The organism is Mycobacterium sp. NGS49, assembly GCF_059812565.1.
The window spans coordinates 293,819-317,715 of the sequence record NZ_JCALCX010000002.1 but is presented as its reverse complement, the minus strand read 5'-3'; the positions used below and the strand labels follow the sequence as shown (position 1 = coordinate 317,715).

The 23,897-nt window shown below is 65.2% G+C and carries 14 protein-coding genes and 2 rRNA genes; 7 read left to right on the top strand and 9 right to left on the bottom strand.

Annotation, left to right across the window (positions count from 1 at the left end):
* Nucleotides 1-103: 103 nt before the first annotated feature.
* Nucleotides 104-3,212 (top strand): 23S ribosomal RNA (locus AC5Y7D_RS03390).
* A gap of 85 nt (nucleotides 3,213-3,297) precedes the next feature.
* A 5S ribosomal RNA gene (gene rrf, locus AC5Y7D_RS03385) occupies nucleotides 3,298-3,411 on the top strand.
* 74 nt (nucleotides 3,412-3,485) lie between these two features.
* Here the strand turns inward: rrf and AC5Y7D_RS03380 are convergent.
* The 4 genes from AC5Y7D_RS03380 to AC5Y7D_RS03365 form a co-directional block, all read right to left on the bottom strand.
* The gene (locus AC5Y7D_RS03380) at nucleotides 3,486-3,983 is read right to left on the bottom strand and encodes a methylated-DNA--[protein]-cysteine S-methyltransferase (protein WP_499921557.1); all 498 of its coding nucleotides are present in this window, start codon (nucleotides 3,981-3,983) and stop codon (nucleotides 3,486-3,488) included.
* The gene (locus AC5Y7D_RS03375; RefSeq protein ID WP_499921555.1) at nucleotides 3,980-5,464 is read right to left on the bottom strand and encodes an AlkA N-terminal domain-containing protein; all 1,485 of its coding nucleotides are present in this window, start codon (nucleotides 5,462-5,464) and stop codon (nucleotides 3,980-3,982) included. Before AC5Y7D_RS03375 ends, AC5Y7D_RS03380 begins: the two co-directional genes overlap by 4 nt.
* Nucleotides 5,465-6,157: 693 nt before the next feature.
* Nucleotides 6,158-7,795 carry an adenylate/guanylate cyclase domain-containing protein gene (locus tag AC5Y7D_RS03370; RefSeq protein ID WP_499921553.1) on the bottom strand — a complete coding sequence of 546 codons (1,638 nt, stop codon included), beginning with the start codon at nucleotides 7,793-7,795 and terminating at the stop codon, nucleotides 6,158-6,160.
* 76 nt (nucleotides 7,796-7,871) lie between these two features.
* Complete coding sequence (locus tag AC5Y7D_RS03365; RefSeq protein ID WP_499921550.1) at nucleotides 7,872-9,488, bottom strand: adenylate/guanylate cyclase domain-containing protein; 1,617 nt, start codon at nucleotides 9,486-9,488, stop codon at nucleotides 7,872-7,874.
* Between the two features lie 97 nt (nucleotides 9,489-9,585).
* Here AC5Y7D_RS03365 and nucS point away from each other — a divergent pair, with 97 nt between their 5' ends.
* Together nucS and AC5Y7D_RS03355 are read left to right on the top strand one after the other, a co-directional pair.
* A complete protein-coding gene (gene nucS, locus AC5Y7D_RS03360) occupies nucleotides 9,586-10,248 on the top strand; it encodes an endonuclease NucS (RefSeq protein ID WP_499921546.1) in 663 nt (220 codons plus the stop codon).
* 1 nt (nucleotide 10,249) lies between these two features.
* Entirely contained in the window at nucleotides 10,250-10,531 is a 282-nt protein-coding gene (locus tag AC5Y7D_RS03355; protein ID WP_499921542.1) for an Rv1322 family protein, read from the top strand.
* 13 nt (nucleotides 10,532-10,544) lie between these two features.
* Here AC5Y7D_RS03355 and mce read toward each other — a convergent pair whose 3' ends face one another.
* A complete protein-coding gene (mce, locus tag AC5Y7D_RS03350; protein WP_499921538.1) occupies nucleotides 10,545-11,000 on the bottom strand; it encodes a methylmalonyl-CoA epimerase in 456 nt (151 codons plus the stop codon).
* 82 nt (nucleotides 11,001-11,082) lie between these two features.
* On the opposite strand from mce, the gene AC5Y7D_RS03345 reads away from it, so the two are divergent.
* Both AC5Y7D_RS03345 and AC5Y7D_RS03340 read left to right on the top strand, forming a co-directional pair.
* Nucleotides 11,083-12,264, top strand: coding sequence for an acetyl-CoA C-acetyltransferase (locus tag AC5Y7D_RS03345; RefSeq protein ID WP_499921532.1), 1,182 nt, complete (start codon nucleotides 11,083-11,085; stop codon nucleotides 12,262-12,264).
* Nucleotides 12,265-12,447: 183 nt separating this feature from the next.
* Complete coding sequence (locus AC5Y7D_RS03340) at nucleotides 12,448-13,380, top strand: tetratricopeptide repeat protein (RefSeq protein ID WP_499921528.1); 933 nt, start codon at nucleotides 12,448-12,450, stop codon at nucleotides 13,378-13,380.
* A gap of 24 nt (nucleotides 13,381-13,404) precedes the next feature.
* Here AC5Y7D_RS03340 and glgB read toward each other — a convergent pair whose 3' ends face one another.
* Both glgB and AC5Y7D_RS03330 read right to left on the bottom strand, forming a co-directional pair.
* Nucleotides 13,405-15,600 carry a 1,4-alpha-glucan branching protein GlgB gene (gene glgB / locus AC5Y7D_RS03335; protein ID WP_499921524.1) on the bottom strand — a complete coding sequence of 732 codons (2,196 nt, stop codon included), beginning with the start codon at nucleotides 15,598-15,600 and terminating at the stop codon, nucleotides 13,405-13,407.
* Nucleotides 15,601-15,606: 6 nt separating this feature from the next.
* Entirely contained in the window at nucleotides 15,607-17,682 is a 2,076-nt protein-coding gene (locus AC5Y7D_RS03330) for an alpha-1,4-glucan--maltose-1-phosphate maltosyltransferase (RefSeq protein WP_499921520.1), read from the bottom strand.
* Nucleotides 17,683-17,940: 258 nt separating this feature from the next.
* On the opposite strand from AC5Y7D_RS03330, the gene glgP reads away from it, so the two are divergent.
* A complete protein-coding gene (gene glgP, locus AC5Y7D_RS03325; protein WP_499921518.1) occupies nucleotides 17,941-20,535 on the top strand; it encodes an alpha-glucan family phosphorylase in 2,595 nt (864 codons plus the stop codon).
* Nucleotides 20,536-20,592: 57 nt separating this feature from the next.
* On the opposite strand, the gene AC5Y7D_RS03320 is transcribed toward glgP, so the two are convergent.
* Together AC5Y7D_RS03320 and AC5Y7D_RS03315 are read right to left on the bottom strand one after the other, a co-directional pair.
* Nucleotides 20,593-22,581 (bottom strand): ATP-dependent DNA helicase, encoded by a 1,989-nt coding sequence (locus AC5Y7D_RS03320; protein ID WP_499921516.1) that lies wholly within the window; start codon nucleotides 22,579-22,581, stop codon nucleotides 20,593-20,595.
* Nucleotides 22,582-22,594: 13 nt separating this feature from the next.
* Nucleotides 22,595-23,893 (bottom strand): nicotinate phosphoribosyltransferase, encoded by a 1,299-nt coding sequence (locus tag AC5Y7D_RS03315; RefSeq protein ID WP_499921514.1) that lies wholly within the window; start codon nucleotides 23,891-23,893, stop codon nucleotides 22,595-22,597.
* Between the last annotated feature and the right edge of the window lie 4 nt (nucleotides 23,894-23,897).

Here is a 23,897-nt window from a genome sequence, read left to right as displayed (position 1 = left end):
TGTTTGAGAATTGGATAGTGGTTGCGAGCATCAAAATGTATGCGTTGTCGTCCGCGGCAACGTGTTCTTTTTGTGCAATTTTATTCTTTGGTTTTTGTAGTGTTTGTAAGTGTCTAAGGGCGCATGGTGGATGCCTTGGCATCGAGAGCCGATGAAGGACGTGGGAGGCTGCGATATGCCTCGGGGAGCTGTCAACCGAGCGTTGATCCGAGGATTTCCGAATGGGGAAACCCAGCACGAGTTATGTCGTGTTACCCGTATCTGAATATATAGGGTGCGGGAGGTAACGCGGGGAAGTGAAACATCTCAGTACCCGTAGGAAGAGAAAACAATTGTGATTCCGCTAGTAGTGGCGAGCGAACGCGGAAAAGGCTAAACCGCATGCATGTGATACCGGGTAGGGGTTGTGTGTGCGGGGTTGTGGGAATGATCTTCTCAGCTCTACCTGGCTGGGAGGCAGTAAAAAAGTGTCGTAGTTAGCGGAAGTGGCCTGGGACGGTCTGCCGCAGACGGTGAGAGCCCGGTACGCGAAAACTCGACACCTGCCTTGATCAATCTCCCGAGTAGCAGCGAGCCCGTGGAATTTGCTGTGAATCTGCCGGGACCACCCGGTAAGCCTAAATACTTCTCGATGACCGATAGCGGATTAGTACCGTGAGGGAATGGTGAAAAGTACCCCGGGAGGGGAGTGAAAGAGTACCTGAAACCGTGCGCCTACAATCCGTCAGAGCCTCCTCGTGGGGTGATGGCGTGCCTTTTGAAGAATGAGCCTGCGAGTCAGGGACATGTCGCGAGGTTAACCCGTGTGGGGTAGCCGCAGCGAAAGCGAGTCTGAATAGGGCGTATCCCCGTAAGGGGTGTAGTGGCATGTTCTGGACCCGAAGCGGAGTGATCTACCCATGGCCAGGGTGAAGCGCGGGTAAGACCGCGTGGAGGCCCGAACCCACTTAGGTTGAAGACTGAGGGGATGAGCTGTGGGTAGGGGTGAAAGGCCAATCAAACTCCGTGATAGCTGGTTCTCCCCGAAATGCATTTAGGTGCAGCGTTGCGTGGTTCACCACGGAGGTAGAGCTACTGGATGGCCGATGGGCCCTACTAGGTTACTGACGTCAGCCAAACTCCGAATGCCGTGGTGTCAAGCGTGGCAGTGAGACGGCGGGGGATAAGCTCCGTACGTCGAAAGGGAAACAGCCCAGATCGCCGGCTAAGGCCCCAAAGCGTGTGCTAAGTGGAAAAGGATGTGCAGTCGCAGAGACAACCAGGAGGTTGGCTTAGAAGCAGCCACCCTTGAAAGAGTGCGTAATAGCTCACTGGTCAAGTGATTGTGCGCCGATAATGTAGCGGGGCTCAAGCACACCGCCGAAGCCGCGGCACATCTACGTAAGTAGGTGTGGGTAGGGGAGCGTCCCTCATTCAGCGAAGCCATCTGGTAATGGATGGTGGAGGGTGGGGGAGTGAGAATGCAGGCATGAGTAGCGAATAGGCAAGTGAGAACCTTGCCCGCCGAAAGACCAAGGGTTCCTGGGCCAGGCCAGTCCGCCCAGGGTGAGTCGGGACCTAAGGCGAGGCCGACAGGCGTAGTCGATGGACAACGGGTTGATATTCCCGTACCCGTGTGTGCGCGCCCGTGATGAATCAATTGTGCTAACCACCCAAATGGTCGCTGATCAATCCCTTCGGGGTGCGACGGTGACCGGCTGCGTGGGACCCCGGTTGGTAGTAGTCAAGCGACGGGGTGACGCAGGAAGGTAGCCGTACCAGTCAGTGGTAATACTGGGGCAAGCCCGTAGGGAGAGCGATAGGCAAATCCGTCGCTCATTAATCCTGAGAGGTGACGCATAGCCGATTGAGGCGAATTCGGTGATCCTCTGCTGCCAAGAAAAGCCTCTAGCGAGTTCACACACGGCCCGTACCCCAAACCAACACAGGTGGTCAGGTAGAGAATACCAAGGCGTACGAGATAACTATGGTTAAGGAACTCGGCAAAATACCCCCGTAACTTCGGGAGAAGGGGGGCCGGCACATCGTGAACACCTTTTCGGTGGGAGCGGAAGCCGGTCGCAGAAACCAGTGAGAAGCGACTGTTTACTAAAAACACAGGTCCGTGCGAAGTCGCAAGACGATGTATACGGACTGACGCCTGCCCGGTGCTGGAAGGTTAAGAGGACCCGTTAACTCGTAAGGGTGAAGCGGAGAATTTAAGCCCCAGTAAACGGCGGTGGTAACTATAACCATCCTAAGGTAGCGAAATTCCTTGTCGGGTAAGTTCCGACCTGCACGAATGGCGTAACGACTTCTCAACTGTCTCAACCATAGACTCGGCGAAATTGCACTACGAGTAAAGATGCTCGTTACGCGCGGCAGGACGAAAAGACCCCGGGACCTTCACTATAGCTTGGTATTGGTGTTCGGTACGGTTTGTGTAGGATAGGTGGGAGACTGTGAAGCTTCGACGCTAGTTGAGGTGGAGTCGTTGTTGAAATACCACTCTGATCGTATTGGACTCCTAACGTCGAACCGTATATCCGGTTCACGGACAGTGCCTGGTGGGTAGTTTAACTGGGGCGGTTGCCTCCTAAAATGTAACGGAGGCGCCCAAAGGTTCCCTCAACCTGGACGGCAATCAGGTGTTGAGTGTAAATGCACAAGGGAGCTTGACTGCGAGACCTACAAGTCAAGCAGGGACGAAAGTCGGGATTAGTGATCCGGCACCTCTGAGTGGAAGGGGTGTCGCTCAACGGATAAAAGGTACCCCGGGGATAACAGGCTGATCTTCCCCAAGAGTCCATATCGACGGGATGGTTTGGCACCTCGATGTCGGCTCGTCGCATCCTGGGGCTGGAGCAGGTCCCAAGGGTTGGGCTGTTCGCCCATTAAAGCGGCACGCGAGCTGGGTTTAGAACGTCGTGAGACAGTTCGGTCTCTATCCGCCGCGCGCGTCAGAAACTTGAGGAAACCTGTCCCTAGTACGAGAGGACCGGGACGGACGAACCTCTAGTGCACCAGTTGTCCCACCAGGGGCACCGCTGGATAGCTACGTTCGGACAGGATAACCGCTGAAAGCATCTAAGCGGGAAACCTTCTCCAAGATCAGGTTTCTCACCCTCTAGGAGGGATAAGGCCCCCAGCAGAACACTGGATTGATAGGCCAGACCTGGAAGCTCAGTAATGGGTGCAGGGAACTGGCACTAACCGGCCGAAAACTTACCAACACAACCAATCGCAACCACTATTCGTTCCTCGACCAACGGTCGAGTTACACCGCATCCCGCCACCAAACACAAATTTAAATAGAGTTACGGCGGCCACAGCGACAGGGAAACGCCCGGTCCCATCCCGAACCCGGAAGCTAAGCCTGTCAGCGCCGATGATACTGCCCTCTTCGGGTGGAAAAGTAGGACACCGCCGAACATACACAAAAACACCCCCATTAATTTGGGGGTGTTTTTGCATTCCGGGCCTACCCGCATTGCGCCCGCCCGGCCCTAGTCAAACAATGTCAGGTCTGCCGGCGCCCGCCGCCGCTCCAAATTCAGCAGAGTCTGTTTGCGATCGAGGCCGCCGCCATATCCGGTCAACTTTCCGGCCGCCCCGATGACGCGATGGCACGGCACGATAATGGCGACCGGGTTGTGCCCGTTGGCCAGTCCGACGGCGCGCGCGGCACCGGTAGCACCGATCTGGTCGGCGATTTGTCCGTAAGAACGGGTTTCGCCGTAGGGAATGGTAAGCAGTGCCTGCCATACTCGTCGCTGAAATTCCGTGCCGCGCAAATCGAGTTCGACATCGAATTCCCACAGATCCCCGGCGAAATACGCATCGAGCTGTTGCGCCGCCTCGGGAAACGCGTCGTCGTCCAGCACCCAGCCGGCACGACTCGGTTCGTAGGTTTGATCGACCATCCGCAGATTGGTCAGGATTCCATTTCGCCCGGCCAGGGTCAGCGGACCGATCGGGCTGTCGATAGTGCGGTAGTAAATCATGCGACCTCCTGGGGTGGCCATTGGTTGACCGGGTGCTCGAGGGTGGCCCAGAGATGCTGGGTGGCATAGGACCGCCAGGGCCGCCACCGGGCGCTGCGCTCGACCAGCGTCCGTTCGTGGGTGGGCAGTCCGAGTTGCTTTGCGGCGAGCCTGAGACCGAGATCGCTGGCCGGAAACGCGTCGGGGTCCCCCAGGCCGCGCATAGCGATCACTTCCGCCGTCCACGGCCCTATCCCCGGCAGTTCCAGCAGTTGCCGACGCGCCCGGGTCCAGTCGCAGCCGGTGTCCAGGGTAAGTCTGTCGTCGGCTAGTGCGTCGATCAACGCGCTCACCGTGCGCTGTCGCGACCGGGGGACGGCGAGGTGAACCCGATCGATGTCGGCGAGTTCCTCGACGGACGGGAAGGTATGGGTCAGCGTGCCGACGCCGTCGTGCACCGGCCGCCCATACGCCGCAACGAGCCGGCCGGCGTGGGTGCGGGCGGCCTTGGTCGAAACCTGCTGCCCGAGAACCGCCCGCACGGCCAGTTCGGCTTCGTCGACCGTGCGCGGAATGCGCTGGCCCGGCGCCTTGGTGACGACCGGTCCCAACTCCGGGTCGGCGCTGAGCGCCTCGACCACCGCTTCGGGGTCCGCGTCGAGGTCCAGCAGACGCCGACAGCGCGCGGTCGCGGTGGCCAGGTCGCGGAAGTCGTCCAGGACCAGCACACACCGCACGTGGTCGGGTGCCGGACTCAGGGAGACCAGGCCATTGCCCCAGGCCAGCCGCAGCGTACGCCGATAAGCACCGTCGCGGACCTCCTCACAGCCCGGCACGGCAGTGGCAGCGAGGTGGCCGAACACGCCTTCGTAGGCGAACGGCGTGCGGACCGGCAGCCGGAGTGACAGCACTCCCGCCGACGTGACAGGGCCGAATCGGGCGGCCGCCTTCTTGCGCAACAGCGACGGGGTGCTGTCGCACACCGCTCGAACGGTGTCGTTGAACTGTCGGATGCTGGAAAACCCGGCGGCGAATGCCACATCGCCGAACGGCAGGTCGGTGGTCTCGATCAACACCCGGGCGGCCTGCATCCGCTGAGCGCGGGCCAGCGCGAGCGGCCCGGCACCGACCTCAGCGTGCAGCAACCGCTCCAGCTGGCGGGCCGTGTATCCGAGATGTGTCGCCAGGCCGGTCACCCCTTCGCGGTCCACCGTGCCGTCGGCGATCAGGCGCATCGCCCGCGCAACGACGTCGCCGCGCACGTTCCACTCCGGAGAGCCCGGCGAAGCGTCGGGGCGGCACCTCTTGCAGGCCCGGAAACCTGCCCGCTGCGCCGCCGCGGCGGTCGGGAGGAATCGCACGTTACGGGCGAACGGCGGCCGCACCGGACAACTGGGCCGGCAATAGATCCGGGTGGTCAGGACCGCGATCACGAACCAGCCGTCGAACCGGGCGTCCTTGGCCTGGACCGCCCGGTAACAGCGTTCGAAATCCTCGTGCACGCTTCCACAGTTACACCCTCGCGCCGACAACACTGGCGGAAAACCGACATCAATGTGCGGCGGGCGATCCGCACCTGGCACTCCGACGGCAAGCCAAACTCCCAACAGGCCGCCACCCGTCGATGGTAGGGGGCCAGGCAGTCCAATGCGGCTGCCCGCCAACTAGGTCGCCGGCGATGAAATGGTGGCCTCGCCCCGGAATTATCCGCTGTAGATAGTGGAAGGGTGCTCAGCGGACCGGTAGGTGCCTGAGGCGAGGTCGGCGTATGCCCGCTGCGCAACGCCGCGCGCCGGGTATCCGGGGCCGCGTCGCCTCGCCGGCGCGCGCACCCGAAAAACGCCTGCTGCCCAGCCCGGCAGAGCCGATGATGCTGACCCGGTCAACTGCGTGCCGATTTCTCCGAAAGTACGCCCGACAGACACCAACCTGGCCGAAACTAGCTGTCCGGTAATCGATTTGGATATCGACGGCCAGCGACAGGGACAGCCTGCGCGGCCAGCGGCGCGAAGACATTGACGGCGAGGACTGAGTCATCGTTATGGCGGGCCCAACGCGGCTTGGCCGCACACGAAGCTGCGATGGCCGCGCGTAGGCCTCCGGTTCGCCACTCTAGCGGTGGGATGACCGCGCCCGGGGGAGTCGAAAAACACTTTGCTGCGACGCTTTGTGCCAGCCATTCCCGGTTGGCGAGGCTATTTACGCAGGGTGGCAGGTTCGACTGGTGAGGCCAGCCGCGTGCGCTGGTCGTGTCCTCGAAGCTTCACGTATCTGCCCAACGACCATCTTGCCTTCTCGTCGTCGCCAGCCCCTTCCAGGGTCGGCGCCGAGGTCAACAACTTGCCGGGCCGGGATTTCGCCAGTTCGCACAGCCGGGCGGCCTCGTTGACCGGCTCGCCGATCACCGTGTACTCGAACCTCTCTTTCGCGCCCACATTGCCGGCGACGACGGTTCCGGCCGCCACCCCGATTCCTGCCTGCAGTTCGGGCATCTCGTCGGCCAGACGGTCGGCAATGGCCCGTGCGGCGCCCAGCGCCTCGTCTTCCGGGGAGTCCAGGTGATTGGGTGCGCCGAAGATCGCCAGCGACGCGTCTCCCTCGAATTTGTTGACCAGGCCGTGGTGGCGGTCGACCTCCTCGACGACGATGGTGAAGAACCGGTTGAGCAGGGCGACTACCTCCGCCGGCGGCCGGCTGGTCACCAGCTTCGTCGAGCCGACGATGTCGATGAAGATGACGGCGACGTGGCGTTCCTCGCCGCCGAGCTTGGGCTTCTCGCGTTCGGCGGCCAGGGCCACGTCGCGACCGACGTGCCGGCCGAAAAGGTCGCGGACGCGTTCGCGCTCGCGCAACCCGTCGACCATGGCGTTGAAACCCCTTTGCAATTCCCCGAGTTCAGTTCCGTCGAAGACCACCAGATCGCCACGCAGGTCACCCTGCTCGACCCGCTTGAGCGCCGCACGAACCACCCGAACCGGCGTTGCAGTCAACCAGGCCAGGATCCACAACAGGATGAATCCGAAGATCAGCGTTGCCGCCGAGATGATCAGCACCCCGACCGCGAACTGGGTCTGGGTCAGGTTCTTCAACGCCATCTCGAAGATGGCCAGCAGGCCGATGCCGACGACGGGCACGCCCGAACCGAGCAGCCACACCATCATCGTCCGGCCCATGATTCCCGGTGCCAGTCGTCGTGGCGGCGGACCGGCTTCCAGCGCCTGGGCGGCCACCGGCCGCAGGGCGAACTCCGTGAGCAGGTAGCTGCCGGTGGACACCAGCAGGCCGCAGAAACTCACCGAGACCAGAAAGCGAGGGATGAACAATGTGTCGGCCATGCCGTAGAGCACGGTGAGCAGCACCGCCCCGATTCCCCACAGCACGAGGTTGCCGATCGCGACCCGCCAGGGGGCCATGAAGGTGTTGCGTTCATCCCGATCGGTCGGCCTGCGTTCCTCGATGGCCCAGCGCAGCCCTTCGACCGTGCCCCGGGTGATCGTGTAGGCACCGACCACCAACGCGACCACGATGTAGGCGGGGACCGCGATGAACGAGACCCACAGGGGGGCGTCGTCGAACACGCTGGGGACCGGAACCGCGACCGTCACCAACAGCACGGCGACCGCGATGCCGATCAGGTTCGCCGTCACGATGAGCACGGTCATGATGACCTGGATGCGGACCCGCCGGCGGTGTTGGTCTTCGGCTACGCGCCCCAGGAGCCAGGAACCGTACGCGGGGGTATCCGGCAGCCGACCGCTCTGGCGGGTGACCCGCTCGAGGACTCGGCCCAGACGCTGCGCGACGCTTTTCCTGGGGGCCTTGTTTGGCGACATGGTGGCGTCAGCCTAATTCGTCGGATCGGGATTGCGCTGAGTTGGGTGTGCCCGGCCGCCCCGGACGGGCACCGCTTCAGCAGGGCTGCGCCAGCCGGATCGGTTCATCGTGGCTGCGCAGCGTCACCGTCTCGCCCAAACACCAACGGCCACGCTCTGTTTCGCTTGCGCTCTGCACTGTTGTCGAGTTGGTCAGCAACTTGCCGGGCCGTGACTTCGCCAGTTCGCACAACCGGGCCGCCTCGTTGACGGGCTCGCCGATCACGGTGTACTCGAAGCGCTCGTTGGCGCCGACATTGCCCGCCACGACCTTCCCGGCGGCCACGCCTATTCCGGCCTTGCACTCGGGCATTTCGTTTGCCAGCCGCGCCGAGATGGCCCGCGCGGCGGCCAGCGCGGCGTCCTCCGGACACTCGAGCCGATTGGGGGCCCCGAAGATCGCCAACGACGCGTCTCCCTCGAACTTGTTGACCAGCCCGTGATTTCGGTCGACCTCGGCGACGACAATCGTGAAGAACCGGTTCAGCAGGTGGACGACCTCGGCGGGCGGCCTGCTGCGGACCAGCTGGGTGGAGCCGACGATGTCGATGAAGACGACGGCGACGTGGCGTTCCTCACCCCCAAGTTTGGGCCGCTCACGTTCGGCGGCGGCCGCGACCTCGCGCCCCACGTGGCGACCGAAGAGGTCCCGTAGCCGTTCGCGCTCCCGCAGCCCGCTCACCATGGCATTGAAACCGCGCTGCAGCTCGCCGAGCTCGGTCCCGTCGAACACCACCAGATCGCCGCGCAGGTCACCTTCCTCGACCCGCTTGAGCGCCGCGCGTACCGTCCGCAGGGGGGTGGCGGTCAGCCACGACATGATCCACATCACCAGGAAACCGAAGACCAGCGAGAGCACGGAAACGATCAGGACCGCCACGCCGAGCTGGGTCTCCGTCAGATCCCGGACCAGCAAGGCGAACAGCGCCAGCAACGCGATCCCGGCGAGCGGGGCGCCGGAGCCCAGCGTCCAGACCGTCATCGTCCGGCCCATGACTCCCGGTGCGGAGCGTCGCGACGCGCGACCGGCCCGAAGGGCTTGCGCGGCCACGGGACGCAGGGCGAATTCGGTGAACAGGTAACTGTTCGTGGCCACCATCACGCCACAGATGGTGACAGTGACCAGGATTATCGGGATGAACAACCGGTTGGACATCCCGTACAGGGCAGCCATCACAATCGCGCCCAGATCCCACAAAGCGATGTGCACCAACGACACCCGGAACGGGGCCATCAAGACGTTGCGTGCGTCGGCCACACTGGGTTCGCGATCCTCGATCGCCCACCGGGTGGATACGGTGATGATTCGGCTGCTGATCCAGAACGTGCCGAGCGTAAGCGCAAGCACGTTGTATGTCGGTACGACTCCGAAGGTCACCCACCGCGGTGCATCCCGGTAGATGTTGGGGGTGGGAAAACCGAAGCTCAGGATCAACGCGGTGACCCCGATGCCGGTCACATTCGCCAGGAGGTTGTAGATGTTGACGATCAGCTTCATGCGCAGCCGCCGGCGGGACTGGCTCTCGGAGACAGGCCCGAGCAACCAGGAACCGTAGGCGGGGGTGTCCGGACGGCCGCTCTGCCGGGTCAGTCTTTCCAGGACCCGGCCCAGGCGCTGCGCGGTGCTCGTCGTTGGGACCTCTTCGTCCGACATGGTGGCGTCAGCCTAGTTCTTCACCTGCGTAGCAAGACAGCATCTGCGGCACAAAGTCGGGGCCTGCACCGCCGAAGGCACGCTTTAAGGTGATCGGGTGCGTCTAGTCATCGCCCAGTGCACGGTCGACTACGTCGGCAGGCTCACCGCGCATCTGCCGTCCGCGCGTCGCCTGCTGTTGTTCAAGGCGGACGGTTCGGTCAGCGTCCACGCCGACGACCGGGCGTACAAGCCGCTGAACTGGATGAGCCCACCGTGCCGGGTCACCGAGGAGCCGGGCCCGGTGTGGGTGGTCGAGAACAGGGCCGGGGAAGAGCTGCGCATCACTGTGGAGGCTGTCGAGCACGACTCCAGCCACGATCTGGGCGTGGATCCGGGTCTGGTCAAGGATGGGGTCGAGGCCCACCTGCAGGCGTTGCTCGCCGAGCACGTTCAACTGCTCGGCGAGGGATACACGCTGGTGCGCCGCGAGTACATGACCGCGATCGGGCCGGTCGATCTGTTGTGCCGCGACGAGAAGGGCGGCTCGGTTGCCGTGGAGATCAAGCGCCGAGGCGAGATCGACGGCGTCGAGCAGCTCACCCGCTATCTGGAGTTGCTCAATCGGGACACCGTACTGGCGCCCGTCAAGGGTGTATTCGCCGCGCAGCAGATCAAGCCGCAGGCTCGCACTCTGGCAACTGATCGTGGAATCCGTTGTCTGATATTGGATTACGACAAGATGCGGGGAATGGACAGCGACGAGTACCGGCTGTTCTGAAATGTCTCGGCGTCGGAAACAGCCACCCCGGGATTCGTTGCGGCTACCGAGTCGCGTCGAAGCCGGAGCGGACGGCTATGACTACGAGGTCCGGCGGATTCCGGGCGCTCGTGCCGTCAAGACCTATCGCTGTCCGGGGTGTGACCACGAAATCCGTGCCGGCACTGCGCATGTGGTGGCTTGGCGAGTGGGCATACCGGAGGCGATGGAGGACCGACGGCACTGGCACACGCCGTGTTGGGCCAACCGCGCCAACCGTGGCCCCACCCGAAAATGGTCCTGATGGACCGATCGGCCTAGTGGGCCGGCTCGACCAGCTCGATCAGCACCCCGCCGGCGTCCTTGGGGTGGATGAAGTTGATGCGGGAGTTCGCGGTCCCGCGCCGGGCGGTCTCGTAGACCAGCCGCACGCCCTGGGAGCGCAACTGCTCGCACATCGCATCCAGGTCCCTGATCCGGCAGGCGAGCTGCTGGATGCCCGGTCCGCGCTTGTCGATGAACTTGGCGATCACCGAGTCCTCGTCGAGCGGCGCCATCAGCTGAATCTGTGCGCTGGTGCCCGGGACCGTCAGCATGGCTTCGCGAATGCCCTGGTCGTCGTTGATCTCTTCGTGCACCAGGATCATGCCGAGGTGGTCGTTGTACCACGCGATTGCCGCATCCAGGTCGGTGACCGCGATGCCGACGTGATCGAGTCCGGTCACCAGTGACGTAGCCAACGTGGGACGGGCGTCAACTTGATCGGTCGTCATTACACAACGGTAACCTCATAGGGAAGAATCCGCTTCCCCGGGTTGGCCCGATCAGCCGTTCCCGTGCCGCTTAGGAGGTTTCATGACGACGTCGGTGATCGTTGCTGGGGCTCGGACGCCCATCGGCAAGTTGATGGGTTCGCTGAAGGACTTCAGTGCCAGCGACCTCGGTGCCATCGCGATCAGGGCCGCCCTGGAGAAGGCCAACCTGCCGGTTTCGCTGGTCGAGTACGTGATCATGGGGCAGGTGCTGACCGCGGGCGCGGGGCAGATGCCGGCGCGCCAGTCCGCCGTGGGAGCCGGGATCGGCTGGGACGTCCCGGCCCTGACCATCAACAAGATGTGTCTGTCCGGAATTGACTCCATCGCCCTGGCCGACCAGCTGATTCGCGCCGGTGAGTTCGACGTGGTGGTCGCCGGCGGCCAGGAGTCGATGACGAAGGCGCCGCACCTGCTGATGGACAGCAGGGCCGGTTACAAGTACGGCGACGTCACGGTGCTCGACCACATGGCCTACGACGGTCTGCACGACGTTTTCACCGACCAGCCGATGGGCGCCCTGACCGAACAGCGTAACGACGTCGACATGTTCACCCGCCGGGAGCAGGACGAATACGCGGCGCAGTCGCACCAAAAGGCCGCTGCCGCATGGAAAGACGGCGTGTTCGCAGACGAGGTGGTTCCGGTGGAGATCCCGCAGCGCAAGGGCGACCCATTGCAGTTCAGCGAGGACGAAGGCATCCGGGCCAACACCACCGCCGACTCGCTGGCCGGCCTCAAGCCCGCTTTCCGCAAGGACGGCACCATCACGGCCGGCTCGGCGTCGCAGATCTCCGACGGCGCGGCCGCGGTGGTCGTCATGAACAAGGAGAAGGCCCAGGAGCTGGGCCTGACCTGGCTGGTCGAGATCGGTGCGCACGGCGTGGTGGCCGGGCCGGACTCCACGCTGCAGTCCCAGCCCGCCAATGCCATCAAGAAGGCGCTCGGCCGCGAAGGCATTTCGGTCGACCAGCTCGATGTCGTGGAGATCAACGAAGCCTTTGCGGCGGTGGCTCTGGCCTCTACCAGAGAACTCGGCGTCAATCCGGAGATCGTCAACGTCAACGGCGGTGCGATCGCCGTCGGGCATCCGATCGGAATGTCGGGCGCACGCATCACGCTGCACGTGGCGCTGGAGCTGGCGCGGCGCGGGTCGGGCTACGGGGTGGCGGCGCTGTGCGGGGCCGGCGGACAGGGCGACGCGCTGATCCTGCGCGCCGGATAACCGGTCACCGCGGCGGGAGCGCCGGCGAATTTGCTGACGGGCGCCGAGACGCCTACTGTCGGGCTTACTGTGAGATTGGTCATATCGGGCGCTCACCGGCCGGCCCGGATGAATTCCGGTCACTCTTTCCCGGCTTAGGAGGTGGCCGCAGGCGGATCGCACCGGCGTGACAGACTTGACGGCGTGACACGACCCCGACCCTCGATCGGGCCTGCGTTGGCCGGTGCGGTCGACCTGTCCGGTCTCAAACAGCGCGCCCAGCAGAAGGCCAGTGCGCCGCCGCAGGGATCTGCGGGCGAGCGCGGTGGCCCCGGTGGTCCGGGTGGCCCGGAGATCATCCAGGTCACCGAGGCCAATTTCGAGGACGAGGTGATCAACCGGTCCGACGAGATTCCCGTGGTGGTGTTGCTGTGGTCGCCCCGCAGCGAGGTGTGCGTCGACCTGCTCGAGACGCTGTCCGGCCTGGCCGCTGACGACAACGGCACCTGGGCGCTGGCGGCCGCGAACGTCGACGCCGCACCCGGTATCGCGCGGATCTTCGGCGTGCAGGCCGTCCCGACCGTGGTGGCACTGGCTGCGGCGCAGCCGGTTTCAAGTTTCCAGGGTCCACAGCCCGCCGATCAGTTGCGGCGCTGGATCGACTCGCTGGTCGACGCCACGGCCGGCAAACTCAAAGGTCCGTCCGGCTCCGGGCAACCGGAGGAAGTCGATCCCGTCGTTGCCCAAGCGCGCCGGCAACTCGAGGCCGGTGACTTCGATGCGGCCCAACAGTCCTACCAGGCGGTTCTGGACGCCAACCCGGCCAACGTCGAAGCGAAGGCGGCCATCCGCCAGATCGAATTCCTCACTCGAGCCACTGCACAGCCGCACGATTCCATTGCGGTAGCCGACGCGGCACCTGACGACATCGAGGCCGCCTTCGCCGCCGCCGACACCCAGATTCTCAATCAGGATGCGGCCGGGGCGTTCGATCGCCTGATCGCGCTGGTGCGCCGGACATCCGGTGACGACCGCAGCAAGGTGCGTACCCGGCTCATCGAGTTGTTCGAACTCTTCGACCCCGCCGACCCCGAAGTCATCGCCGGGCGCCGCAACCTCGCCAACGCCTTGTACTAGCGAGCCCTGGGCGACGGGCCCGGTTCAGGCGGGTTCCAGCCAGATCGCCGAGGTGGGCGGCAACACCAGCACCGCGGACGCCGGGCGCCCATGCCAGGGATCGTCAGTGGCGTCCACGCCGCCGAGGTTTCCCTTGCCCGAGCCGTTGTAGACGGTGGCGTCGGTGTTCAGTACCTCCCGCCACCGGCCGTCCAGGGGCAGGCCTAACCGGTAATTGCTGTGCTCGGCGCCGGAGAAGTTGAATACACAGGCCAGCACCGAGCCGTCGCTGCCATAGCGCAGGAAGCTGAGCACGTTGTTGGCCGAGTCGTTGGCATCGATCCACGAATAGCCCTCGGGCACCGTGTCCCGGCTCCACAGCGCCGGGTGACTCGAGTAGATCCCGTTGATGTCGCGCACCAGACGCAGGACGCCGTTGGAGAAACCTTGCTCGTCGAGCTGCCACCAGTCCAGGCCACGCTCCTCGGACCATTCGGCGCGCTGGCCGAATTCCTGGCCCATGAACAGCAGTTGTTTGCCCGGGTGCGCCCACTGATACGCCAGCAGGCTGCGCAGCCCGGCCGCCTTGGCGTGGTTGTCGCCCGGCATTCGCCCCCACAGCGTGCCCTTGCCGTGCACCACCTCGTCGTGACTGAGCGGCAGTACATAGTTCTCGCTGAACGCGTAGAGCATCGAGAACGTCATCTCATGGTGGTGATAGGCGCGATGGATCGGGTCGCGGCTGAAGTAGTCGAGCGTGTCGTGCATCCAGCCCATGTTCCACTTCATCGAAAAGCCAAGGCCACCAAGGCTGGTCGGCCGAGTGACACCGGGCCACGAGGTGGACTCCTCGGCGATGGTGACGATCCCGGGTGCCGCTTTATGCGCGGTGGCGTTCATCTCCTGCAGGAATTGCACCGCTTCGAGGTTTTCTCGTCCACCGTAGATGTTGGGGGTCCAGCCGCCCTCCGGGCGCGAGTAGTCGAGGTAGAGCATCGATGCGACGGCGTCCACCCGCAGGCCGTCCATGTGAAACTCCTGCAGCCAGTACAACGCGTTGGCCACCAGGAAGTTACGCACTTCTGGGCGACCGAAATCGAAAACGTAGGTGCCCCAGTCCAATTGCTCACCGCGCTTGGGGTCGGAGTGTTCGTAGAGCGGAGTCCCGTCGAACCGCCCCAACGCCCAGGCGTCCTTGGGGAAGTGTGCCGGTACCCAGTCCACGATTACGCCGATGCCGGCCTGGTGCAGCGCGTCGACCAGTGCCCGGAATTCGTCGGGGGTGCCGAAGCGGGACGAGGGCGCATAGTACGACGTGACCTGATAGCCCCACGATCCGCCGAAGGGATGCTCGGCGGCGGGCAGCAACTCGACGTGCGTGAAACCGTGTTCCACAACGTATTCGGTCAGTTGTTCGGCGAGCTGCCGGTAGCTGAGCCCGGGACGCCACGATCCGAGGTGCACCTCGTAGGTGCTCATCGGCGCGAACACCGGGTTGAGTTGGGCGCGCCGCTCGAGCCATTCCTCGTCGTTCCAGGTGTAGTCGCTGACCGTCACCCGCGACGCGGTCTGCGGCGGCACTTCGGTACCGAAGGCGAACGGATCGGCACGATCGGAAACCACACCGTCGGCGCCGTGTACGCGGAACTTGTAGAGCCCGCCGACCGGAAAGTCGGGCCAGAACAATTCCCAGACCCCGGAGGAACCCAGCACCCGCATCGGTGCGTCGTTACCGGTCCAGCCGTTGAAGTCACCGATCAGGCTGACGCCCTTGGCGTTCGGGGCCCACACCGCAAACGAGACCCCGGAAACCACACCGTCGGGCGTGGTGAAAACCCGGGGGTGGGCCCCGAGCACCTCCCAGAGGCGCTCGTGGCGTCCCTCGGCGAACAGGTGCAGGTCGACTTCGCCCAGCGTCGGCAGAAACCGGTAGGCGTCGGCGACGGTGTGGGGTTCGGACCCGTCGTAGGTCACTTCGAGTCGGTAGTCGATGAGGTCGGCGAACGGCAACACGACGGCGAACAGGCCGGAGTCGATGTGCTGCAGCGGGAATCGGTTCTCGCCGACCAGTGCGACGACGCTGACCGCGTGTGGGCGGAAGGCCCTGACGACGGTGTGGTCACCGTATTCGTGGGCGCCCAGGAGGCCGTGCGGGTTGTGCTGCGTACCCGCCGTCAGGCTGGCCAGTTCGGCAGGATCGGGTGCCAGATGCGTTCCAGCGAGTTCATCGGTGCGATTCACTTGCGCTCACCTCCTGCGCAGCAGCGTGATTCGGGATTCTTCGGGTATGAGCGGCATGTTGATGATGTGGGCGACTGCTCGGCCCGGGTCGATGCGGATGTAATTGGATTGCCCCCATTGGTATTCCTCGCCGGTGACCTCGTCGCGCACCCAGAACCGGTCGTAGGGCTCCATGCCCAACGCCGCCATGTCCAACCACAACGTCGCTTCCTCCGGCCCGAACGCATTGAGCGTCACCACCACCAAGACGCAGTCACCGGTCTGCGCGTCGAACTTGCTGTAGGCCAGCAGTGCGTCGTTCTCGATGGTGTGGAAGTGGATGGTGCGCAACTGCTGCAGCGCCGGATGCAGCCGGCGAATTTCGTTGAGCCGAGTGATGAACGGCTCCAGTGACCGACCTTCGGCCAGCGCGCCCGCGAAGTCGCGGGGGCGCAGTTCGTACTTCTCCGAGTCCAGGTATTCCTCGCTGCCTTCCCGCACCGCCCGGTGCTCGAAAAGCTCGTAACCTGAGTACACCCCCCAGGCCGGACTCATCGTCGCCGCCAGCACTGCGCGGATGGCGAACATGCCCGGGCCGTGGTGCTGGAGCACCTCGTGCAGGATGTCCGGGGTGTTCACGAACAGGTTGGGAGTGCGGAAGTCGGCGAGTCTGGCGATGTCGTTGCCGAACTCGGTCAGCTCCCACTTCGCCGTGCGCCAGGTGAAGTAACTGTAGGACTGGGTGAAGCCGAGCTTCGCCAGTCCGTACTGGCGGGCCGGCGGGGTGAAAGCCTCGGACAGGAACAACACATCCGGGTCGGCGGCCTTGACCTGGCCGATCAGCCAGGCCCAGAAGTCCGGCGGCTTGGTGTGCGGGTTGTCGACCCGAAAAACCTTGACGCCGTGGTCAATCCAATGCCGGACTACGCGCAGTACCTCGTTGTAGAGCCCGGCGGGATCGTTGTCGAAGTTGAGCGGGTAGATGTCCTGGTACTTCTTCGGCGGATTCTCCGCATAGGCGATGGTGCCGTCGGGCAGCTCGGTGAACCAGTGCCGGTGCGCACGTGCCCAAGGATGGTCCGGGGCGCACTGCAACGCCAGGTCCAGCGCCACTTCCATGCCTAATTCTTTTGTTGCCGAGACGAAGTCATCGAAGTCATCGATCGTGCCCAGCGCGGGATGGACGGCATCATGGCCGCCCTCGTCGCTGCCGATTGCCCACGGCGAACCCACATCGCCGGGCGTCGCGGTGGGGTTGTTGTTGCGGCCTTTGCGGTGCACCTTGCCGATCGGGTGGATGGGCGGCAGGTACACCACGTCGAAGCCCATCTGGGCGATCCGGGGGAGTGTCTTCGCGGCGGTGGCAAAGGTGCCGTGCACCGGGTGGCCGTCGGCGTCCCAGCCGCCGGTGGAACGAGGAAAGAACTCGTACCACGAGCCGAAGCGGGCCAACGGCCGGTCCACCCAGACGCCGTGCTGCTGGCCGCGCGTCACGAGTTCGCGCAACGGGAACTGATCCAGCAGTTCTTCGATTTCGGGCGCTAGAGCCAACGCGGTGCGGGTCAACGGATCGCCGGGCTCACGCAAGGCGGCGGCGGCGTCGAGCAACGGGCGACGCTGCTGGCGTGGCACGCCGGTGGCGGCGCGCTCGAAAAGCGCGGCGCCCACCAGCAGGTCGTTGTTGAGTTCCTTCTCGCCCTGGCCCGCATCGAGTTTGGCGACCAGGCCATGACGCCAGGAATGGATCGGGTCACCCCACCCGTCTACCCGGAAAGTCCACAATCCCACCCGATCGGGTGCGAATTGTCCGTGGAACACAAACGGCTCCAGCCCGGTGGCCATCGGGAAGTGCCGCGGTTTCACCCGTTCGGCGACCGCCGCTTCCTGCTCGGTGGTCAGCCCCGCCTTCGTTCCGCGGACCTCGGCGACCTGTGGGTACCGCGTACCCAGGTACCGCACGACCAATGTCGCCGCTACGGCCTCGTGCCCCTCGCGCCATACCGCGGCGCTGACCGGTATCACCTCACCGACTACTGCCTTGGCGGGATACGTACCACACGAGACCACGGGCTGAACGTCGTCGATCTCGATACGACCGGGCACCAATCACTCCATTCGATTGCCCGGCTTCCGCTCGGCCCTTCGTTGCGCCGCACCGTCGCCGGGGCGTTCCGGATTCCTCACCCCGGGCGGCCGCACCGGTCGGCGTCGGGGTGTCATTCGTCAGCTCGATGTCTGTCGCCTCTTTGCGCCCCATACCCACCCTAGTGTCCGGCTACACCGACGGGTGCTGAAGCACACTCCATAAGTGGTCGCTGTGGATCGCTGCACGCAGCGAAAACCGCACTAAGGTTGTGATGCGTGAAAGCCCTCCGCCGCTTTACCGTCCGTGCCCACCTCCCCGACCGTCTGGCCGCGCTGGACCAGCTCTCCACCAACCTGCGCTGGTCGTGGGAGAAGCCCACTCAGGACCTGTTTGCGACCATCGACCCGCAGTTGTGGTCCAAGTGCGGAAAGGATCCGGTCGCGCTGCTTGGTGCGGTCAAGCCCGCACGGCTGGACCAACTGGCGGCAGATGAGGAATTCCTGCTCCGGCTGGACGAGCTCGCGGCCGATTTGAACGATTACCTCAGCCGTCCGCTGTGGTATCAGCAGCAGGAAGCCGCCGGCGTAAAGATGCCGGCCGGAATCGCCTACTTCTCGATGGAATTCGGCGTCGCCGAGGTGTTGCCCAACTACTCCGGTGGCCTCGGGATCCTGGCCGGTGATCATTTGAAGGCGGCGTCTGATCTGGGGCTGCCGCTGATAGCCGTGGGCCTGTACTACCGCTCGGGCTACTTCCGGCAGTCATTGACCGCCGACGGCTGGCAGCAGGAAACCTATCCGTCGCTGGATCCGCAGGGACTGCCATTGCGTTTGCTCACCGACGGTGCCGGTGCTCCGGTGCTGGTCGAGTTGGCGATGCCGGACGCTGCGCGGCTGCGGGCGCGGGTGTGGGTGGCCCAGGTCGGTCGGGTGCCGCTGCTGTTGCTCGATTCCGACGTGCCGGAGAACGAGCACGAGCTGCGCAGCGTCACCGATCGCCTGTATGGCGGCGACCAGGAACATCGCATCAAACAGGAGATCCTGGCCGGCATCGGCGGCGTCCGGGCGATACGCGCCTTCACCGCCGTCGAGGGACTGCCCGCGCCCGAGGTGTTCCACATGAACGAGGGTCACGCCGGGTTCCTGGGCGCCGAACGCATCCGTGAGTTGGTCACCGGGACGGATTCGGGCCCAGGACTGGACTTTGACACCGCGTTGACGGTGGTGCGGTCCAGCACCGTCTTCACCACCCACACCCCGGTACCCGCCGGCATCGACCGGTTCCCGGTGGAGATGGTGCAGCGCTATTTCGACGATGCCGGCAACAGCGTGACCACCCTGTTGCCGGGTGTGCCCACTCAGCGGATCCTCGCCCTGGGCGCCGAAGACGACCCGGCCAAGTTCAACATGGCCCATATGGGGCTGCGGTTGGCGCAGCGGGCCAACGGTGTCTCGTTGCTGCACGGCCAGGTGAGCCGGGTGATGTTCAACGAGCTCTGGCCCGGGTTCGACCCCGGTGAGGTACCCATCGGGTCGATCACCAACGGCGTGCACGCGCGCACCTGGGCGGCTCCCCAGTGGCTGCAACTGGGCCGCGAGCTGGCCGGATCCGACTCGTTCAGCGAACCTGCCGTGTGGCTGCGGCTGCAACAGGTCGACGCCGGCCACCTGTGGGGGATCCGCTCCCAGCTGCGCGCGCTGCTGGTCGAGGACGTACGGGCCAGGCTGCGTCAATCCTGGCTCGAGCGCGGCGCATCCGAAGCCGAATTAGGTTGGATAGCAAAGGCTTTCGACCCGAATGTGCTTACCATCGGATTCGCCCGGCGGGTTCCGACCTACAAGCGGCTGACCCTGATGCTGCGCGATCCCGAGCGGCTGGAACGCCTGCTGCTCGACCAGGAACGGCCGATTCAGTTGATCGTCGCCGGTAAGTCACACCCCGCCGACGACGGCGGCAAGGCGCTGATCCAGCAGGTGGTGCGGTTCGCCGACCGGCCGGAGGTGCGGCACCGGATCGCCTTCCTGCCCAACTACGACATGTCGATGGCGCGGCTGCTCTATTGGGGTTGCGACGTGTGGCTGAACAATCCCCTGCGCCCGCTGGAGGCCTGCGGCACCTCGGGGATGAAGAGCGCGCTCAACGGTGGGCTGAACCTCTCGATTCGCGACGGTTGGTGGGATGAGTGGTACGACGGTGCAAACGGCTGGGAAATACCGTCTGCCGACGGCGTCGCCGACGAGGTGCGGCGCGACGATCTGGAGGCCAACGCACTCTACAACCTGCTGGAGCAGGCCGTGGCGCCCAATTTCTACGAACGCGATGAGCACGGGGTGCCCTCGCGGTGGATTGAGATGGTGCGGCACACCCTGCAGACGCTCGGGCCCAAAGTGCTGGCCTCCCGGATGGTCACCAACTACGTCGAGCGGTACTACACCCCGGCGGCGCAGTCACTGCGCAGCACCGTGGCCGGCGGCGCGTTCGAACCGGCTCGCGAACTGGCCGCGTACCGGCGGCGCGCCGAACTAGCCTGGCCCAGGATCGTCGTGACCGACGTCGACAGCACCGGGCTGCCGGACACGCCGTTACTCGGGTCGAAGCTGACCTTGACCGCGACCGTGCAGCTGGCCGGGCTGGCCCCCGAGGAGGTGACGGTGCAGGCGGTGCTGGGCAGAGTGGACAGCGGCGACGAGCTGCTGGACCCGCAGACCGTCGAGATGACCTATACCGGCAGCGCTGAGGGAGGCAGCCAGGTCTTCTCGACGACGACGCCGCTGCCGCTGGCCGGGGCGCTGGGATACACGGTGCGGGTGCTGCCGCGCCATCCGATGCTGGCTGACAGCAACGAACTCGGCCTCGTCACGCTGGCCTGAGTCTTTCCTGCGCGAGCAGTCGTGAAATCGCACGATTTCAAGGAGAATCGTGCGATTTCACGACTGCTCGCGCAGAGGAGGGGAGTCGCGCAATCGCGCCAGTGCGGCGCGGACCTGCTCGGTGTCGGTGGTCTGCCAGAACGGCGGCAGCGAGGCGCGCAGGTAGTCGCCGTACCGTGCCGTCACCATCCGCGAGTCCAGCACCGCCACCACGCCGCGGTCGGTGACGCGACGCAGCAGCCGACCCGACCCCTGTGCCAGCAACAGCGCCGCGTGGCCGGCCGCGACGGACATGAACCCGTTGCCGCCGCGGGCGGCCACCGCCCGCTGTCGCGCGCTCAGCAGCGGATCATCGGGGCGGGGGAACGGGATGCGGTCAATGATCACCAACGACAGAGAGGGCCCCGGCACGTCGACGCCCTGCCACAGCGACAGCGTCCCGAACAACGAGGTCTCGGGATCGTCGGCGAACTGCTCGACCAGCGCCGAGGTGCTGTCGTCGCCTTGACACAACACCGGGGTGGACAGGCGCTCGCGCATGGCCTCGGCGGCTGCCCGGGCCGCGCGCATCGACGAGAAGAGGCCCAGCGTGCGCCCGCCGGCGGCGGTGATCAGTTCGGCGATCTCGGCGAGTTGCTCCGCCGAACCGGTGCCGTCTCGACCGGGTGGCGGCAAATGGGCTGCAACGTAGAGGATTCCAGACTTGGCGTGGCTGAACGGCGACCCCACATCGACTCCTCGCCAGGGGGTTTCGGAGCCGGTCAGGCCCCACGCCTCGGCCATCGCATCGAAGGTCCCGCCGATGGTCAACGTCGCCGACGTCAGCACCGTCGTGGCGCGGGAGAACACCTTGGCGGCCAGAAGCCCGGCCACCGACAGCGGCGCCACGCGCAGCACGGCGCGCGGTGAACCGCGATTTTCCTCGTGGTCCAGCCAGACGATGTCGGTGCGATCAGTAAGGGCAGGCCCGAACGAATCCAGCACCCGCGCCGCCGTGTCGGAAATTTCGATCAATGCCGCGGCCGCTTCCGCTCGCGTCGCCGCGGCCCGCGCGTCGCTGGTGCCCTCGATCGCCGACCGGGCCGCATTGGCGGCGTCGCGCAACGCGGTGAGGTATGTCGCCAGGTCGTCATCGAGGTGGTCGATACGGCCGGGCTGGGCGTCATGGATAGCCGAGGAGAAGGTGGCCGAGGCCGCTTCCAGCCGATCGACCAGTTCGGGGCTCACCAGTCGGGCGATCCGCCGTGCGGCGACCCCGAGACTCGCCGACGTCAGTTCCGCGGTGGCCACCGACGTCACCCGGTCGGTCAGTTCGTGCGCTTCGTCGACCACCAGCAAGCTGTGCTCGGGCAGCACCGCGGAGTCGGACACGGCGTCGATCGCCAGCAGGGCGTGATTGGTGACCACGACATCGGCGGTGCCGGCACGCGCGCGGGCCCGTTCGGAGAAACACTCCGAGCCGAACGAGCAACGCGCCACCCCGATGCATTCGCGCGCGGAAACGCTGACCTGGGACCAGGACCGGTCGGGCACGCCGGGCTTGAGGTCGTCACGGTCGCCGGTATCGGTCTGCGCCGACCACTCGGTGAGGCGTTGCACATCGCGGCCCAGCGCGGTGACCGCCATCGGGTTGAACAGCTCCTCCTGCGGTCGGTCATCGGAATCATCGGCTCCGCCGCCGTTGTGAATCTTGTTCAGGCACAGATAATTTCGACGACCTTTGAGCAGCGCGAAATTCGGCCGGCGGGGTAGCGCGCCGACCAGCGAGTCGGCCAGCCGCGGCAGATCGCGGTCGACGAGTTGGCGCTGCAACGCGATGGTGGCGGTCGAGACCACGACCGGTCCGTCGTCACTGACCGCCCGGACAATCGAGGGAATCAGGTACGCCAGCGATTTCCCGGTGCCGGTCCCCGCCTGCACGACCAGGTGCTCGCCGGTGTCGAAGGCATGTGCGACCGCGTTGGCCATCTCCAGTTGGCCGCGGCGCTCGCTGCCACCGAGCGCCGCCACCGCGATGGCGAGTAGCGCCGGGACGGACTCAGTCACGGGCGGATGCTCGTCAGGCCGGAACGGTCTGCGTCGGAATCGCCGGCTCGCCCGGCGACAGTCTGAGCCCCTCCCACGGCAGGCTGCGCAGCCCGGAAGCGACCAATGCCCGCGCCGCGGGCAGGTCGTTCTCGACGACGATCTCACCGGCGCGCATCAGTGGCATCGTCAGCACCCGATGCGGATCGCCGATCGACGGTGGATGCCCGAAGGGATGCACGATCTCCTCGGTGGCGGTGCCTGTCGGCCGAGACATCCGCAGCGCCGCTTTTCGACTGCCGTGTGACTGCTTCAAGCTGCTTCGCTTTTCCACCGGGATGCCGTCCACCTCCACCAGCTTGTAGACCATGTTCGCCGTCGGCGCACCCGAGCCGGTGACCAACGAGGTACCGACCCCGTAACTGTCCACCGGTGCAGCGAGCAAGGCGGCGATGGAGAACTCGTCCAGGTCGCCGGACAACATGATGCGCGTTTTCGCCGCGCCCAGCTCGTCGAGTTGGCCGCGCACCTGATGGGCCAGTACCGCGAGGTCGCCGGAATCGATCCGGACGGCGCCCAGCCCCGGACCGGCGGCGGCCACCGCGTTGCGGACTCCGGTGGTCACGTCGTAGGTGTCCACCAGCAGCGTGGTGTCCGTACCCAGCGCCTGGACCTGGGCGCGGAACGCCGCCAACTCGTCGGGCCCGTCATCGGTGGTGTGCACCATGGTGAACGCGTGCGCGGCGGTTCCCACCGTCGGCACGCCGTACCGGCGCTGCGCCTCGAGGTTGGATGTGCCGGCGAAACCTGCGATGTAGGCGGCTCGCGCGGCCGCGACGGCGGCTTGTTCATGGGTGCGCCGCGAACCCATATCGATCACCGGGCGATCGCCGGCGGCGCTGATCATGCGTGCGGCGGCGGACGCGATCGCGGTGTCGTGGTTGAAGATCGACAGCACCAGCGTCTCGATCAGCACGCACTCGGCGAAGCTGCCGTGCACCGACAACACCGGCGAAAGCGGAAAGTACAGCTCGCCCTCGGCGTAGCCGTCGATGTCACCGCGGAAGCGGAACTCCCGCAGATAGCCGACGGTGTCGGCGTCGAGGAATCCCGCCAGCATTTCGCAGGCATCGTCGTCGAATCTGAACTGCGGCAACGTTTCCAGCAGCCGGCCGGTCCCCGCGACCACGCCGTAGCGGCGGCCCACGGGCAACCGGCGGGCGAACACTTCCCAGCTGGTGCGCCGATGGGCGGTGCCGTCACGCAGGGCGGCGGACAGCATGGTCAACTCGTATTTGTCGGTCAGCAGCCCAGCCAATACCGAGTCGTTCACATCG